At 70.0% G+C, this 14,811-nt stretch carries 18 protein-coding genes; 4 read left to right on the top strand and 14 right to left on the bottom strand.

What is annotated here, in order from left to right; all coding sequences use genetic code 11:
• Window positions 1–14: 14 nt before the first annotated feature.
• The 3 genes from HZZ10_RS06635 (at window position 15) to HZZ10_RS06625 (ending at window position 2,623) form a co-directional block, all read left to right on the top strand.
• Window positions 15–467, top strand: coding sequence for an RpiB/LacA/LacB family sugar-phosphate isomerase (locus HZZ10_RS06635; RefSeq protein ID WP_179912915.1), 453 nt, complete (start codon window positions 15–17; stop codon window positions 465–467).
• A 391-nt stretch (window positions 468–858) separates the two neighbouring features.
• The gene (locus HZZ10_RS06630) at window positions 859–2,379 is read left to right on the top strand and encodes a molybdopterin-dependent oxidoreductase (RefSeq protein WP_179912914.1); all 1,521 of its coding nucleotides are present in this window, start codon (window positions 859–861) and stop codon (window positions 2,377–2,379) included.
• A 19-nt stretch (window positions 2,380–2,398) separates the two neighbouring features.
• Window positions 2,399–2,623 carry a hypothetical protein gene (locus HZZ10_RS06625; RefSeq protein ID WP_179912913.1) on the top strand — a complete coding sequence of 75 codons (225 nt, stop codon included), beginning with the start codon at window positions 2,399–2,401 and terminating at the stop codon, window positions 2,621–2,623.
• A gap of 177 nt (window positions 2,624–2,800) precedes the next feature.
• On the opposite strand, the gene fdxA is transcribed toward HZZ10_RS06625, so the two are convergent.
• From fdxA to HZZ10_RS06610, 3 genes are all read right to left on the bottom strand, one after another.
• Complete coding sequence (gene fdxA, locus HZZ10_RS06620; protein ID WP_179912941.1) at window positions 2,801–3,166, bottom strand: ferredoxin; 366 nt, start codon at window positions 3,164–3,166, stop codon at window positions 2,801–2,803.
• 229 nt (window positions 3,167–3,395) lie between these two features.
• Window positions 3,396–5,204, bottom strand: coding sequence for a cupredoxin domain-containing protein (locus HZZ10_RS20020; protein WP_179912912.1), 1,809 nt, complete (start codon window positions 5,202–5,204; stop codon window positions 3,396–3,398).
• 20 nt (window positions 5,205–5,224) lie between these two features.
• A complete protein-coding gene (locus HZZ10_RS06610; RefSeq protein WP_179912911.1) occupies window positions 5,225–5,401 on the bottom strand; it encodes a hypothetical protein in 177 nt (58 codons plus the stop codon).
• 175 nt (window positions 5,402–5,576) lie between these two features.
• Between HZZ10_RS06610 and HZZ10_RS06605 the strand changes: the two genes are divergently transcribed.
• Window positions 5,577–6,218: a helix-turn-helix transcriptional regulator gene (locus HZZ10_RS06605; protein ID WP_179912910.1), complete on the top strand. Its 642-nt coding sequence runs from the start codon at window positions 5,577–5,579 to the stop codon at window positions 6,216–6,218.
• 205 nt (window positions 6,219–6,423) lie between these two features.
• Here the strand turns inward: HZZ10_RS06605 and HZZ10_RS06600 are convergent, their stop codons facing one another.
• The 11 genes from HZZ10_RS06600 to ffh all read right to left on the bottom strand — a co-directional run bounded on the left by HZZ10_RS06600 (window position 6,424) and on the right by ffh (window position 14,797).
• Window positions 6,424–6,771, bottom strand: coding sequence for a cupin domain-containing protein (locus HZZ10_RS06600; RefSeq protein WP_179912909.1), 348 nt, complete (start codon window positions 6,769–6,771; stop codon window positions 6,424–6,426).
• A 277-nt stretch (window positions 6,772–7,048) separates the two neighbouring features.
• Window positions 7,049–7,348: a DUF2469 domain-containing protein gene (locus HZZ10_RS06595; protein WP_056129958.1), complete on the bottom strand. Its 300-nt coding sequence runs from the start codon at window positions 7,346–7,348 to the stop codon at window positions 7,049–7,051.
• Window positions 7,349–7,355: 7 nt separating this feature from the next.
• Window positions 7,356–8,096 carry a ribonuclease HII gene (gene rnhB, locus HZZ10_RS06590; protein ID WP_179912908.1) on the bottom strand — a complete coding sequence of 247 codons (741 nt, stop codon included), beginning with the start codon at window positions 8,094–8,096 and terminating at the stop codon, window positions 7,356–7,358.
• A complete protein-coding gene (gene lepB / locus HZZ10_RS06585; RefSeq protein ID WP_056129952.1) occupies window positions 8,093–8,827 on the bottom strand; it encodes a signal peptidase I in 735 nt (244 codons plus the stop codon). Before lepB ends, rnhB begins: the two co-directional genes overlap by 4 nt.
• Before the next feature lie 165 nt (window positions 8,828–8,992).
• Window positions 8,993–9,349 (bottom strand): 50S ribosomal protein L19, encoded by a 357-nt coding sequence (rplS, locus tag HZZ10_RS06580; RefSeq protein ID WP_056129949.1) that lies wholly within the window; start codon window positions 9,347–9,349, stop codon window positions 8,993–8,995.
• A 276-nt stretch (window positions 9,350–9,625) separates the two neighbouring features.
• Window positions 9,626–10,402, bottom strand: coding sequence for a tRNA (guanosine(37)-N1)-methyltransferase TrmD (gene trmD, locus HZZ10_RS06575; protein ID WP_179912907.1), 777 nt, complete (start codon window positions 10,400–10,402; stop codon window positions 9,626–9,628).
• A gap of 1 nt (window position 10,403) precedes the next feature.
• Window positions 10,404–11,045, bottom strand: coding sequence for a ribosome maturation factor RimM (gene rimM / locus HZZ10_RS06570; RefSeq protein WP_179912906.1), 642 nt, complete (start codon window positions 11,043–11,045; stop codon window positions 10,404–10,406).
• A gap of 109 nt (window positions 11,046–11,154) precedes the next feature.
• On the bottom strand, window positions 11,155–11,394 hold the full coding sequence (locus HZZ10_RS06565; protein WP_056129943.1) for an RNA-binding protein: 240 nt from the start codon (window positions 11,392–11,394) through the stop codon (window positions 11,155–11,157).
• Entirely contained in the window at window positions 11,394–11,843 is a 450-nt protein-coding gene (gene rpsP / locus HZZ10_RS06560; protein ID WP_056129940.1) for a 30S ribosomal protein S16, read from the bottom strand. The genes HZZ10_RS06565 and rpsP overlap by 1 nt, the downstream gene beginning before the upstream one ends.
• 211 nt (window positions 11,844–12,054) lie before the next feature.
• Window positions 12,055–13,200, bottom strand: a complete 1,146-nt coding sequence (locus HZZ10_RS06555; protein ID WP_179912905.1) for an amidohydrolase family protein — start codon at window positions 13,198–13,200, stop codon at window positions 12,055–12,057.
• A gap of 13 nt (window positions 13,201–13,213) precedes the next feature.
• On the bottom strand, window positions 13,214–14,797 hold the full coding sequence (ffh, locus tag HZZ10_RS06550; RefSeq protein WP_179912904.1) for a signal recognition particle protein: 1,584 nt from the start codon (window positions 14,795–14,797) through the stop codon (window positions 13,214–13,216).
• Window positions 14,798–14,811 lie beyond the last annotated feature (14 nt).

The raw sequence follows: 14,811 nt of genomic DNA, 5'->3' as shown, positions 1-14,811 counted from the left end.
AGGAGACGACAGACATGCGCATCGTGATCGGAGCCCCAGCCAACGGGGCAGCACTGCGAGACACCCTGAAGGCCTACCTCGGAGCAGACCACCGGGTCGGCGAGGTCGTCGACGTGTCCCGGGCGGACTCCACCTATCCAGCCGTGTCCTTCTCCGCAGGGAAGGCGATCGCCGAGGGGCGCGCCGACCGCGGGATCCTGGTCTGCGGGACCGGGATAGGGACCGCGATCGCCGCGAGCAAGGTACCGGGTGTCCGCGCAGCGACAGCTCACGAACTGACGACGGTACGCGGATCCGTCGAGAACTACGACGCCCAGGTGCTGTGCATGGGGCAGGACGTCATCGCCGCAGCCGCAGCCGTCTCGCTCGTCGACCTCTGGCTCGACCTGAGGCACGACCCAGCGAGCAGCTACGCCACGAGACTCGTCGAGATCACGGACTTCGAGGCGTCGACGACGCAGTCCTGACCAGCGCAGCAGGGACGACCAGGATCTCCGGCCTCGCGAACCTGGTCGTCCCCGCCTCCTCCGACCACCATCGAGCAGTACGTGATCTGGATCATGTACCGCAGGCAGACGCCTCGATACGTTCATCTGGTTGACGAGCATTCTTGGCCGGTCTGCCTCGAGGACGAGACAGACGGGGCAGCGGGACGATCCCCGGCTGAGGGGTCCGTGACGGCACAGGCGCCGGACGGCATCCTCGGCCACCTCAGAGCACGCAGCGCCACGACGCGGTCGACATCCTGAAGATCACCGGCTCCATCGCGAGCGCGGGGGTCTCACGAGCATCGCTGGACGTCGGCCCAGGCGCATCATCTGCCGAGTCGCCGAGCAGCCCTGAGCAACGGAGAGAGCAATGGACGACCCGAACTTTCCCCTGTGGCTGCAAGCCACTCACCTGATCAACTTCGTGCTGATCGGCATCCTGCTGCGCAGCGGGTGGGAGATGCTCACCTCGCTGCCCAGGCTGTGGTGGCGCAACGACAGCAAGCCCGGCACCGAGTGGCTGAAGTTCACCCGCCGTGAGCTGCCTCAAGAAGAAGGCGTGTACACCTCGCTGATGGACGAGCGGAGCGCGAGCCCGGTCTTCACGCTCCCCGGTCGCAAGAACATCGGACTGGCACGCCACTTCCACGGGCTCGGCGTGATGCTGTGGATGCTCAACGGGATCGTCTACGTCGCCCTGCTCTTCGGCACAGGCCTCTGGCGACGGATCGTCCCGACCGAATGGTCGGTCTTCCCCGAGGCCTGGGCCTCCCTGAAGATCTACGCGGGGCTCGGCACGCCGGACATCGAGCACTTCCAGCCCTACGACGCGCTCCAGATGCTCGCGTACACGGGCGTCCTCTTCGTGCTGGCTCCTCTGCTCATCGTCACGGGGCTGGCGATGGCACCAGCGGTCAGGTCGAGGTTCCCGCGGTTCGTGAAGCTCCTCGGCGGGCACCAGGGCGCACGGTCGCTGCACTTCATCGCGATGGTCCTCATGACGCTGTTCATCGTCATGCACGTCGGCCTGGTCTTCCTCGTCCACGCCGAGTACAACCTGCCGCACATGATCTTCGGGGTCACAGACACCGCCAGGTACGCCCAGGCCTTCACGATCGCGATCCTCACGATCGTGGTGGTCTTCGCCTTCTGGATCGGGCTGAGCTACGCATCGCTCCTCGATCGCCCGCGCACCCAGAAGATCCTCGTCGCACTGACCGAGCCGGCACGCAGGTTCGGGCTCGGATGGATGCGGCCACGGATGCAGGACCAGACCGTGTACACCGAGAAGGACCTGTCCGAGTTCCACTGGACGAACGGACTGCCACCCACGCAGGACGAGTCGCCCGAGTGGTTGGCGCTCCGGGACGGCGGATGGTCGGACTGGCGCCTCGAGATCGGCAGCACCCTCGACGGCAGCTCCGTCACGGTGTCGCTCGACGACCTCAAGGCACTGCCGAAGACGGAGTACATCGCGGTCCACACGTGCATGCAGGGCTGGTCGGCGACCTCCCGATGGACGGGGGTGCGACTGGCGGAGGTCCTCGACCTCCTCGGCCCACGCCCTGAGGGTGCGAGGTACGTGATGATCACCTCGCACGGGCTCGCCCAGGAGATGTGGGACCACCGACCGCGGGAGCCGTTCTACACGGTCCTCGACCTCAAGATGGTCGCGGAGGCCGACACGATCCTCGCCTACGAGCGCAACGACCGTCCCCTGGACATCCACCTCGGCGCACCGCTTCGACTGCGGGTCGAGTCGAACCACGGCTACAAGATGGTCAAGTGGGTCAGGTCCGTCGAGTGGATCCGCGACTACGCCGACTACGGTGACGGCCGCGGAGGCACTCGTGAAGATGGCGCCATGCAGGCCTTCAACGGCGTGATCTGAACCAGGAGGCGACGAGGTGATGAGCACGATCTTCCCCGTCGCGGGGATGACGACCCACCGCGACGTGCTCAGGGTCCGTGCCGCGATGTACGCGGTCGCCGGCGTCGGGGGCTTCTCCGCTGAGCTCACAGGCACCGGGGCTCGCATCATCCTCAAGCACACGGACGACGTCGTGCTCGACGCTGACGTCGTCGACCGAGCGCTGCGCACGGCGGGCAAGTACTCGGTCGCCGGTCCGGCATGACCTGTGGACCGAGACGGTCTCGCCCCCGCCGAGCGGGTGCGAGACCGTCTGGGCGCTGCGCGCCTGGAGGGACGTCAGAGGTCAGGCCGCACCCCAGCCGTCGCCCCACCCCTGCTCGCACTGGGACTCGGGGAGCGCCTCAGCACGAGACGTCCTCGACGCACTGCCGCGCACACGTCACGCGGACTCTCCTGCGCCTGGTGGGACGCGAGCGGGGAAGCTCGCGACGAGCTCGGTGTCCGCACCGACCACACCGAGGGCGGCCGCGCCGCCCGGGTTCCCCAACGGTCCGCTCCTCCCGTCGAGGGTGACAGCGAAGAAGTCCGCGTTGTCAGCCAGGAAGGGCTCCAGGTCCGGCGGCAGGTCGTCTTCGTAGAAGATCGCCTCGACCGGGCAGACGGGCTCGCAGGCCCCGCAGTCGATGCACTCTGACGGGTTGATGTAGAGGGACCGTTCACCCTCGTAGATGCAGTCGACGGGACATTCTTCGACACACGCCCTGTCCAGGACATCGATGCAGGGTTCGCCGATCACATACGTCATCTGTCTCAGCTCTCTCGTCGTCTCTCGATGGACCTCGATCACGGTGATCGAGGGTGGGCCGCTCCCGGTGCCGCCGCCGCAGACCTCGCGGGTAGGCGTTCTTGGCACTCGAGGCACGGACCTCGGAAATACGCTCAGATCTGCGCTCTGCTCTCCTCTCTGGTTCAGTCCGGGTCCTCTTTCTCCTGCCGTGCCCGGCAGGACGTGGACCGGCAGGACGGTCGTCTCGTCACCCGGCGACCTCGAGGATCCCGTGCGCTCCGCGCTCGGCGTCGACCATGCGGTGCGAGACGAAGGGGTAGTGCCCAGCCACGGCTGGGACCAGCTCGACGAACCCGCCCTGCGCGGGTCGCAGTCCTAGGGTCTGCGCTCTGCCGGTCGCCCCGCCGGAGCTGTCAGCCCCCAGGGCGCGCACGTCGAAGACCATGCCCATCTGCCGGTGACCGGCGACGGAGCACCATCCCGACAGGTCGTCTCCGACGACCCCGACCTCGATGCGCGCGGACTCCTGCGGCGCGAGCCGCCCCGAGCTCGCCCCCGTCTCGAGGACGAGGTCGTGGACGCTGTCGTCGGTGTTGGTCACGACGAGGACCAGCTCGTCACCGGCCCGGACGTCGACCGCCGACGGCTCGAACCGCATGTCGCGGAGCTCGACCGCGACCTCGACCACAGCGCCGGTGGGTGGCACACCAGCGCCAGCCGCTCCGGTGCCGAGCCGCTCAGGGTCTGCCGCGATCCCCACCACGACGACGAGCGTCAGGACGGCACCAGCTGCGAGGACCTGCCCGCGCTGCCCCCGGAGCCTCGAGGGGACACGCACAGCACCGCCCAGGCCGGGAAGACTGCTCGTCGTCACGACCGAGGCGGTCGGCTGCGGCCGCGCCCGTCGGGCGAGCACCGCGACACGGACGAGGAGGACAGGTGTCCAGACCAGCGCGGCCACGACGACTGCCGATGCTGAGAACACGAGCAGACGCGGACCGGGGAGCAGGCTCAGGGCGAGGCCGCCGTTGACCAGGACGAGCCTCATGGTCCCCCAGCTGTCGGCGACGGCGTTGGTGACCCTGACCACAGCGGGACCTCCACCCAAGATCATGGGGACGAGATAGCTCGACGCGCCGAGGAGCACCTGGACCGCGAAACCCACGACGACGGGGGCGAGCAGTTCCCCCACCCGCACCTCGACCTCGGGCCATCCTGCTGCGAAGACCAGCACGACCAGCCACGCGAGGACAGAACCGCACCACCACAGCGACGCTGCGGCCACCGACCGGGTCGCGAAGGAGCCGGGCCTGCGCCGCCTGGCCTCGTCGACCAGCGGCACGGCGCTGCGGACGAGCCCCGCGAGATAGGCACCGAGACCGACCGCTGCGAGCCACCGCAGACCGAGCACGGCGCCTGTCACCACCAGGACGAGACCGAGCACCAGGGCGACGAACCCCTGGCGGGCCGGGCGCGCGCCGCCGGGCTGCATCCGCACCCTGAGCATCGTCGGCCAGAGGGTCACGAGGGTCCCCACGACCGTCAGGCCGACCCATCCGAGCAGCATCGACCCCACGTGGGCGATGTAGAGGAGGGAGTGGGCCTCCCCTGACGCCCGGCCCAGCAGGACACCGAGGGCGATCCCGACCGGCAGGCTCGCGACGGCGACGACGAAGAACGAGGTCGTCCACCCCAGCATCGATGTCAGCGCGCGACGGCTCTGGTCCCACAGGACGACGCCGTGCCAGACGGCGACGAGCCCCACGAGCACAGCGCCTGCCACGACCACGGCCAGGCTGCCCACGACCGTACCGACGACCGTCGTCGTCGCACCGACGGTGTGCGTGACGAGACGGATCGCCTGGTCGCGGTGCCCACCGCGCAGCGCCCGTCGCCTCACCGCCTCGGCGAAGTGCGCGCTCCAGATGAGGATGGCTGTGCTGACGGCCCCCAGGAGCAGCGCGTGCACGACGAGCCACCGAGCCTCCGGGACACCGCTGTGCTCGACGGCGACCAGCGCAGCGGCGACCAGCCATCCGAGGACGAGGGCATTCACCCGGAGGTGCCAGCGAGATCTCACAGAGGCGTCCGCGGGTCAGCCGTGACCGGAGGGACGAGGCTCAGGTGCCAGGCCGAGAGGCCAGGCTCGAGGTGGCTCGAGACGGACCCGGCGGGCCAGCAGACCTCGGCCGGCCGGAGCGTCCGAGAGGGGTCGCGCTCGGCCTCGTCCACGGCGATCAGGACCTCGTCCACGGGACACCTCCAGCTGGGGGCCGCGACTGCCCGTCCGAGATCCCCCGGTGACTGGCGGCGTCAGGCATATATTCTTACACTGATCTCCGTGGATATTCATAGGACCGCGAAGACTCTTCCTCACGACGGGCTGGGCCCAGCACCCGTGCCTGAGGCACCGATGTCGACATCAGGGATGTCGACGTCTCGACGAGCACTGCTGGCCGCGCTCAGGTCGCAGCCGCAGCCCGCCACCCTCGTCGCCCTGGGAGCTGCCACAGGCCTGCACGTCAACACGGTCCGGGAGCACCTCGCGGCCCTCGTCGACGCCGGTCTGGCCGTCCGCGGCAGCGGCGTGCCGGACGGCCGTGGGAGACCAGCCGCGACCTACGCCGCGACGGGCGCGGAGCATGCTCTGGTGCGCTCGGAGTACACAGGTCTCGCTGCAGCGCTGGCCTCGACGATCCGGCGCACGAGCAGCACACCGGACCGCGATGCCGCGGTCGCGGGCGCCGAGTGGGGTCGCGACCTCGTGAGCAGCTCGCCGCCCGCACCCGAGCACTACGCGGACCCGCGCAAGCACGTGGTCACGCTGCTCGCACAGCTCGGCTTCGCGCCGCAACCCGGCGGGCAGCCGTCGACCACCCTGCTCACCCGCTGCCCGCTGCTGACCACAGCCCAGGCCTACCCCGACGTGGTCTGCGCCGTGCACCTCGGCATCGTGCAGGGGGTGCTCGACGCTGACAGAGCCGACGACGTGAGCGCCGAGCTCTTCCCGTTCTCCGACCCCGGGGCGTGCAGGCTCGAGCTCAGCAGGGGCGACGGAGCCCACGGGTGACGTCGGACGCTCCGACCACCGCAGGCCCACCCCCGCCACCAGAGCAGGCCTGCGGGCCGAGGCACCACCCCCGCCGCGACCCGCCCGGCGACGCAGCCGCGTCATCGCGCGCGGCGAGGCAGCAGCGTCATCGCGCCCGGCGACGCCGCAGCGTCATCGCGCGCGGCGAGGCAGCAGCGTCATCGCGCCCGAAGAGGCCGCAAGATCATCGCGCCCGGAGAGGCTGATCAGACGGTTCGACACCCGTGACTGTCGTCAGCAGGAAGACGGAGTCTTCTTCGGCCAGCACTGCGTGCCGCAGGTGGGTCAGCACCGCGATCTCCCCAGCCGCCATGGCCTCAGTCTGCCCGCCCGTGACGCGCACGCGACCGAGGAGCACCTGCAGGCTCGCAGCGTTCGGCGAGTTGTGCTCCGCGAGCTCGGTCCCCGCCGCGAGGGCGATGAGCGTCTGCCGCAACGGCCCGTCGTGCAGCAAGAGCTCGGCACTGCGGCCATGGTCGGCAGCACGTGCCGCCTCGAGGTGGGACTGGGCAAGACGTCCGAGATGAGCCATGGTTCCCTCTGGGTGCAGATCGCAGGCGAACCTGCCCGGCACAGTCGCCGCCGCAGGGTGCGCTGGCGAGCTCCAGGCCGACGGTCCGCGCCCCGCGTCAGGACGGGCGGCACGACCGGCGTGAGCATCACGCACGAAAGAAGCATACCGGACACCTCGCCCTTCACGGACGTGATCGCGCACGGATGTCGCAGGGTTCCGACGACATCGCCAGTCCAGACGACTCCGTCGGTCCCGAGGCCGCCGCCGGACCCGACGACGCCCCGGCATCCGTCCGCTACAGGTCGAGCTCTGCCTGGGCCAGCTCTTCGACGTTGACGTCCTTGAACGTCACCACGCGCACAGACTTCACGAACCGCTTCGAGCGGTACACGTCCCACACCCAGGCGTCGTTGAGCCTCAGCTCGAAGTACACCTCTCCGGCAGCGGACCGCACCTGCAGGTCGACGCTGTTGGCGAGGTAGAACCGCCGTTCGGTCTCCACGACGTAGGCGAAGAGCCGCACCACGTCGCGGTACTCGCGGTACAGCGCGAGCTCCATGTCGGTCTCGTAGTTCTCCAGGTCCTCAGCACTCACTGGACCATCATGGACCATCCGGGGCGGCGCCCGCCGCCGCAGCCACCCCTGGGAGACGCCAGCTGACCCTGTGGAACGGGCTCGGGCCGTGCTCCGACAGTGCTGCGACGTGCTGGGCGGAGCCGTAGCCCTTGTTCCCGATCCAGCCGTAGTGCGGGTGCTCCTTCGCCAGCCGGACCATCGCCGCGTCGCGCTCGCACTTGGCGACGACGCTCGCCGCGGCGACCGACGCGCACGAGAGGTCGGCCTTGACCCGCGTGTGGACTGTCGGAGGCAGATACCCCGCAGGTGCGGCGACCTCCTCCCCCTCGAGCATCGTCAAGAGGTCCGGCTCGGGCTCGGTCAACCAGTCGTGCGAGCCGTCGAGCAGCACGACGTCGACGGGACCCGAGATCTCGGAGACCGCGACGAGGGCACGCTGACCGGCGAGGCGCAGCGCACGGATGATGCCCATCGTGTCGATCTCCGCGGCGCTCGCGGAACCGACAGCCGTGGCGACGGCCCACTCGTCGATGAGCGGCAGGTACTCGGTACGAGCCCGGGCTGTCAGCACCTTGGAGTCGGTGAGGCCGACAGGGCAGGGCCCTGTCACCCGGTCCACCACGCACACACCCACGCTCACAGGACCAGCGAGAGCTCCGCGGCCGACCTCGTCCATCCCGGCGAGCCGCGCCGTCCCGGAGGCGAGCAGCGTCGACTCGACCGCGAGGTCGGCGAAGACCGGTGGGACTGCGGTGCGCGTGCTCACGGTGCCGGGACGTCCTCGAAGGTCTCTCCGGGGTTGCGCAGCCAGCCGAGGTGGTCGAAGGGCCAGACCTTGACGAAGGCCGTGCCGACGACGTTGTCGACGGGGACGAACCCGCCGCCGGGGCTGCCGGCGTTGTAGCGGGAGTCGCTCGAGTGGGCACGGTTGTCACCCATGACCCACAGGAAGCCCTCGGGGACCGTCTGGTCGAACTCGAGCAGCGACGGCGCGGAGCCCGGCTTGATGTACGGCTCGTCGATCGACTGCCCGTTGACCGCGACACGACCCTCGGAGTCGCAGCAGGTGACGTGGTCGCCCTCGACCCCGATCACACGCTTGACGAGGTGCTCGCCCGAGTCCTGCGGGAGCAGCCCGACGAAGGTCAGCACGTCCGTGACGCCCTGCTGGAAGGCGTTGCGCTGCGGCTGAGGCGTCCCGGCGAGCCAGGTACCCGGGTCCTTGAAGACCACGACGTCGCCACGGTGGACGTCGAAGACCCCGGGGACCATCTTGGACACGAGGATGCGGTCGCCCTCGACGAGCGTGTCCTCCATCGACGAGCTGGGGATGAAGAAGGCCTGGACGAAGAACGACTTGATGACCCACGAGAGCACGAGAGCGCTCACGACGATGATCGCGACCTCGCGCAGGAACGAACCCTTGCGCTTCTCGGCGGTCGCTGCACCCGCGTCGGTCGAGCCGTCAGGGTGCGCTGCGTCAGGAGTCACTCGCATACTGTCCCACTTCCTGGAGGTGATCATCGAATGCTCTCGGTCCGCGAGTCGCGGCGTGGGCCCACGCCACCCTCGGCGGGCACGCACGAGGGCGGCCACCTCGGTGGCCGCCCTCGTGTGAGAACCGTGCTGCTCCTGCGGCTCGTCAGACGAGCCGCACGAGGATCACTTGGAGACGAAGTCGCGCTTCTCCTTGATCTTCGCCTTCTTGCCGCGAAGCTTGCGGAGGTAGTACAGCTTGGCGCGACGCACGTCACCGCGGGTGATGACCTCGACCGACTCGATCGACGGTGCGTTGGCGGGGAACGTACGCTCCACCCCGACACCGAAGCTGATCTTGCGGACCGTGAAGGTCTCGCGGACGCCGCCGCCGACGCGGGCGATGACAACACCCTGGAACGCCTGGACACGCGAGCGCGTGCCCTCGACGACCTTGACGTTGACCTTGACCGTGTCGCCGGAGCGGAAGGCCGGGATGTCGGTACGCAGCGATGCTGCGTCGACGCTGTCGAGCGTGTTCATGTTCTCTCCCCGTCCTGCCACAGGTCAGGTACGTCTCGTGGGTCCGGCTGCGCGAGGCTGCCGTGCCCATGGTGATGAGTGGATGTGGTGCCTCACCGGTCGCAGGATCGGCATCCCGTGAGGGCTGCCGTGCGACGATCGATCAGAGCAGTGAAACAGCTGTGTTGGACGCCCCTGTGGCAGTGTCCGGTCCAGCGTGCACCAAGGGTTGATTCTGCCACAGCCCGACAGGTGAGCACTACCCGCCCGTCGAGCGACCCGATCACGCCCCGCCTGTCAGGCCTGGTGGAACCGGCCGTCCTCGCCGGGGAGCCAGCCGTGCCCGGTCAGCAGCGCGCGGTCGGCCTTGTCGAGCATGCTCGGGTCGAGCGCCTCGATCATGTCCGGACGCCGCGCGATCGTGCGCTCGATGGCCCTGTTCCGGCGCCAGCGGGCGATCTTCGCGTGGTGACCGCTGAGCAGCACCTCAGGGACGTCGAGGCCCTGCCAGCTCGGCGGCTTGGTGTAGACGGGGTACTCCAGGAGCCCGGCCTCGCCGTGCGACTCCTCGACGAGGGACTCGGGGTTGCCGATCACGCCGGGCAGGAGACGCGCGACGGCCTCGATCATGACGAGCGAGGCGACCTCGCCGCCGTTGAGGACGTAGTCCCCGATCGACAGCTCGCGGACGGTCCCGCCGGCCGCCCGGTGGTGCTCGGCGACGCGGGCGTCGATCCCCTCGTAGCGCCCGCAGGCGAAGACGAGCGCGGGCTCGAGGGCCAGCTGCTCGGCGACGCGCTGCGTGAAGGTCTCCCCCGACGGCGTGGGGACGACGAGGGTGGCGTCGGGCGTGAGGACGTCGGCCAGGGCCGCGCCCCACACGTCCGGGCGCATGACCATCCCGGCACCGCCGCCGAAGGGCGTGTCGTCGACGGTGCGGTGGCGGTCTGTCGCCCAGGACCGCAGGTCGTGGACCGTGAGGTCGAGCAGACCTGACTGCGCGGCCTTGCCGACGAGCGAGAGCTCGAGCGGGGCGAGATAGTCCGGGAAGATCGAGACGACGTCGATGCGCAACTCAGCGACCCCCCTCGGACGCGTCGGTGCTGTCGGCACCGTCAGTGCCCTCGGTGCTGGGCTCCTGAGCATCTTCAGCCTCGGCGGCGTCTGCGGCTGCTGCCGACCCCTCCTCGGGGATCGCCACCTCGAGGTTCGCGGCGTCGCGGGCGAGCAGCCCGCCGGGCGGGTCGAGCACGACGCGTCCACCGGCCACGTCGACGACCGGGACCATGACGCGGACGAAGGGCACGAGCGTGCGGGTGCCGTCGGTCTCGCGCAGGACGAGCATGTCGTGGGCCGGGAGGTGGTCGAGGCCGACGACCTCCCCGACGACGGTCCCGTCCAGGAGCTCGGCGCGCAGTCCGGCCAGCTCGTGCGGGTACCAGGCGTCTTCTTCGTCCGAGGAGTCGACGTCGACGACGAGCTCGATGCCGCGCGCCTGCTCGGCCGCCGTGCGTCCCGAGATCTCCGCGAAGGCGACGTGCCAGCGGCCGTTCTGCACACGGGAGGACACCACCGTGAGCGGCCCCGCCGAGGCGGGGATCGTGCGGAGCACCTGACCGTCGGCCAGGCGGAGCTCGGGGTCGTCGGTGCGCAGGTCGAGCGCGACCTCTCCGCGCAGACCGTGAGCCCGGCCGATCGTGGCGACTGTCAGTTCCATTCCCACTCCTCCATCGCGCCCCGGGATCGGGGCTCCAGACGCACCGAGGCCCGGCTCACCAGTGGTGGCCGGGCCTCGGTCTACAGACTTGTCTGACTGCCTGGGGCAGTCAGCGACGATCTACGTCGACGACGTCTACGCGCACTGAGGAGTCCCCAGCGAGCGCGCCGATGACGGTTCGCAGCGCACGAGCGGTGCGACCCCCACGGCCGATCACCCGTCCGAGGTCGTCGGGATGGACCCGGACCTCGAGGAGCTCGCCACGGCGCAAGGCCTTGGCGTTCACCTGCACGTCATCGGGGTTGTCCACGATTCCGCGCACCAGGTGCTCGAGAGCGTCGGCGAGCATCAGGCCTGCTCCTCCGCGGAGGCGTCAGCCTCAGGGGCAGCGTCAGCCGATGCGGCGGCGGCTGCAGCAGCCTTCGCCTCGGACGCCTTCGCCTTGGACTTCTCGGCGTCGGCCGCAGCAGTGGCGACAGCCTCTGCGACGGACTCTGCCGACGGCTTCTCCTTGGTGCGGAGGGTGCCCTCTGCGCCCGGGAGGCCCTTGAACTTCTGCCAGTCACCGGTGATCTTGAGGAGCGCGGCGACCTGCTCGGTCGGCTGTGCGCCGACTCCGAGCCAGTACTGTGCGCGGTCCGACGTGATCTCGATGAGCGACGGCTCCTCGGTCGGGTGGTACTTGCCGATCTCCTCGATCACACGACCGTCGCGCTTGGTGCGCGAGTCGGCGACGACGATGCGGTAGTACGGAGCCCGGATCTTGCCGAGGCGCTTGAGACGAATCTTGGTGGCCACTGTGGTGGTCTCTCCTGGTTCTGAAGGTGGTGGACTGCTCACCGCTCCGGCGGGGTGCGGTGTGATGAGCTGGTCCGAGACACGACACTGTCCGGAGAGAGGGGCCGGGCATGCCGAGTACGCGGCTGATTATGCCAGACCGGCAAGAGTGCCCGCCACCTCCTGGGAGGGCGGGTTCACGGTCGGCTGCGTCACCCTCCCGGCCGATCGCTCACCCGGCTCGTGCAGCACACTCCCCGGGCGCGACGAGAGCGCCTCGCACCACGACCGCCAGGGGCGCCGCGAGCACCGTGACGTCGCGCCGCGGGTCCGAGGGATAGACGACGAGGTCGGCCGACCGTGCGTCGAGCAGGCCCGGCATCCCCAGGTACTCGCGGGTCCGCCAGCTCGCCGCGGCGAGGACCTCCGGGGTGGGCACGCCGGCCAGGACGAGCTCCGCGCACTCCTGCGCGATCAGCCCGTGCCCGAGGGTCCCGCCGGCGTCGGTCCCGACGAGCAGCCTGACGCCGGCCTCGTGGAGGGCGGCGACGTGCTCGTAACGCCGGGCGTGCATCCGCCGCATGCGCGCCGCGTAGACCGGGAACTTCGTGGCTCCTTGAGCAGCGATCTCCTCGAAGCGCGCGACCTGGAGCAGCGTGGGCGTCACCGCGACACCGCGACGGACGACCTCGGCGACCTGGTCGTCGGTCAGCCCGGTCCCGTGCTCGAGGCAGTCGACCCCGGCGGCCAGCAGGTCGTCGAGCGCTTCGGTCGAGAAGGTGTGGGCCGTGATCCGGGCTCCACGGGAGTGTGCGACGGCGACGGCCTCGGCGAGCAGGTCGGCGGGCCACAGCGGGGTGAGGTCGCCGACCTCGCGGTCGATCCAGTCGGCCACGATCTTGACCCAGCCGTCCCCGCGGTCGGCCTCCTGGGCGACAGCGTCCGGGAGGCCCGCGACGTCGTCGAGCTCGCGTCCGTAGCCGCGCAGGTACCTCTTGGGACGGGCGAGGTGGTGCCCAGCCCGGATCAACCTCGGCAGGTCGTCCCGCTCGTCGATCCACCGGGTGTCAGCAGGCGACCCGGCGTCGCGCACGAGCAGGACCCCGGAGTCGCGGTCGGCGACAGCCTGGGCCTCGGCCTCGTCGCGGCCGACCGCGCCGTCGGGGCCGAGGCCGACGTGGCAGTGCACGTCGACCAGACCGGGGACGGCGACCCCGTCGATCCGGACGGTCTCCCGGCCCTGGGCAGACGGGCCTGCAGGCCGCTCGAGCGTCAGCCGCCCGTCGACCACCCACGCGTCGCCGGTCTCGTGCTCGTCACCGAGCACGACGGTCCCGTGCAGGTGGATCGTCGGGAGGTCGACCGTCCGGCTGCTCATCGCAGAGGTCTGCTCAGCGGCCGAGGAACTTCTCGAGGCCCGGGGGCAGCTCGAGGGGGGCCTCGTCCTTCGCAGCCCCACCCATGCCGAAGGCCGAACCTGTGGGCGTCGAGGGCCCGGCGGTCAGTCCCTGCTGCTCGGCGACGCGCTTGGCAGGGTTGCCCGAGCGGCCCTTCTTGTTCTTCTTCGCCGGTGCCTGACGACCACGCTGCTTCTTGCCGCCCATGCCAGGCATGTTCCCCATGCCGGGCATCCCCGGCATGCCGCCGCCGCGGCTCATCTGCTTCATCATCTTCTGCGCGCCGGCGAAGCGCTCGAGCAGCTGGTTGACGTCGGTCGTGGTGACGCCCGAGCCCTTGGCGATGCGCGCGCGGCGCGATCCGTTGATGATCTTCGGGTTCTCGCGCTCCCCCGGGGTCATGGACCGCACGATCGCCTCGACGCGGTCGACCTCGCGCTCGTCGAAGTTGTCGAGGGCCTCGCGCATCTGCCCCATGCCCGGGAGCATGCCGAGCATCTTCTTCATCGAGCCCATGTTGCGCATCTGCTGCATCTGGACGAGGAAGTCGGCGAGCGTGAAGTCCTTGCCCGACGCGAGCTTGTCGGCCATGTCCTGCGCCTGGTCGGCGTCGAAGGCCTTCTCGGCCTGCTCGATGAGGGTGAGGACGTCACCCATGTCGAGGATGCGCGAGGCCATGCGGTCGGGGTGGAACACCTCGAAGTCGGTGAGCTTCTCACCTGTCGAGGCGAAGAGGATCGGCTGGCCGGTGACGCGGGCCACCGAGAGGGCCGCGCCACCGCGGGCGTCACCGTCGAGCTTGGACAGCACGACACCCGTGAAGCTCACGCCCTCGGCGAAGGCCTGGGCCGTCGCGACGGCGTCCTGGCCGATCATCGCGTCGATGACGAAGAGGATCTCGTCCGGGTTCGTCGCGTCGCGGATGTCAGCGGCCTGCTGCATGAGGTCCGCGTCGACACCCAGGCGACCGGCGGTGTCGATGATGACGACGTCGTGCTGGCGGGACCGTGCGGTCTCGACACCGGCGCGCGCGACGGTGACGGGGTCACCCGTCGAGACGCCGGACTGGCCCTCGGCGCCCTGGTTGCCCGGGTCGGGAGCATAGACCGGGACCCCGGCCCGCTCGCCGACGACCTTGAGCTGGGTCACGGCGTTGGGGCGCTGGAGGTCGGCTGCGACGAGCAGCGGCGTGTGGCCCTGCTCGCGGAGGTTGAGCGCGAGCTTTCCGGCGAGGGTCGTCTTACCGGCACCCTGGAGGCCGGCGAGCATGATGACCGTCGGCGGGTTCTTCGCGAGGTTGAGGCCGCGGCTCTCGCCGCCGAGGATCGCGACGAGCTCCTCGTTGACGATCTTGACGACCTGCTGGGCCGGGTTGAGCGCCCCGGAGACCTCGGCGGACAGGGCGCGCTCGCGCACGGTCCCGGTGAACTCACGGACGACCGAGACCGCGACGTCGGCGTCGAGCAGGGCACGGCGGATCTCCCGGACCGTGGCGTCGATGTCGGCCTCGGACAGTCGTCCCTTGGTCCGCAGGTTCTTGAACGTCGACGTCAGTCGATCTGACAGGGTGGCGAACACCGTTGCAATCCTCA

This window comes from Sanguibacter inulinus, assembly GCF_013415325.1.
In the GTDB taxonomy this organism is placed as follows: Bacteria; Actinomycetota; Actinomycetes; order Actinomycetales; family Cellulomonadaceae; genus Sanguibacter; species Sanguibacter inulinus.
The sequence above is the reverse complement of the archived record's forward strand: the minus strand, read 5'-3'. Positions and strand labels throughout refer to the sequence as shown.

Excerpts from the sequence above, each read along its gene's own strand:
- HZZ10_RS06635 (WP_179912915.1), top strand. The coding sequence starts at position 15 with ATGCGCATCGTGATCGGAGCCCCAGCCAACGGGGCAGCACTGCGAGAC.
- HZZ10_RS06630 (WP_179912914.1), top strand. The coding sequence starts at position 859 with ATGGACGACCCGAACTTTCCCCTGTGGCTGCAAGCCACTCACCTGATC.
- HZZ10_RS06625 (WP_179912913.1), top strand. The coding sequence starts at position 2,399 with ATGAGCACGATCTTCCCCGTCGCGGGGATGACGACCCACCGCGACGTG.
- fdxA (WP_179912941.1), bottom strand. The coding sequence starts at position 3,166 with ATGACGTATGTGATCGGCGAACCCTGCATCGATGTCCTGGACAGGGCG.
- HZZ10_RS06605 (WP_179912910.1), top strand. The coding sequence starts at position 5,577 with ATGTCGACGTCTCGACGAGCACTGCTGGCCGCGCTCAGGTCGCAGCCG.
- HZZ10_RS06600 (WP_179912909.1), bottom strand. The coding sequence starts at position 6,771 with ATGGCTCATCTCGGACGTCTTGCCCAGTCCCACCTCGAGGCGGCACGT.
- lepB (WP_056129952.1), bottom strand. The coding sequence starts at position 8,827 with ATGCGAGTGACTCCTGACGCAGCGCACCCTGACGGCTCGACCGACGCG.
- rplS (WP_056129949.1), bottom strand. The coding sequence starts at position 9,349 with ATGAACACGCTCGACAGCGTCGACGCAGCATCGCTGCGTACCGACATC.
- rimM (WP_179912906.1), bottom strand. The coding sequence starts at position 11,045 with ATGGAACTGACAGTCGCCACGATCGGCCGGGCTCACGGTCTGCGCGGA.
- HZZ10_RS06565 (WP_056129943.1), bottom strand. The coding sequence starts at position 11,394 with ATGCTCGCCGACGCTCTCGAGCACCTGGTGCGCGGAATCGTGGACAAC.
- HZZ10_RS06555 (WP_179912905.1), bottom strand. The coding sequence starts at position 13,200 with ATGAGCAGCCGGACGGTCGACCTCCCGACGATCCACCTGCACGGGACC.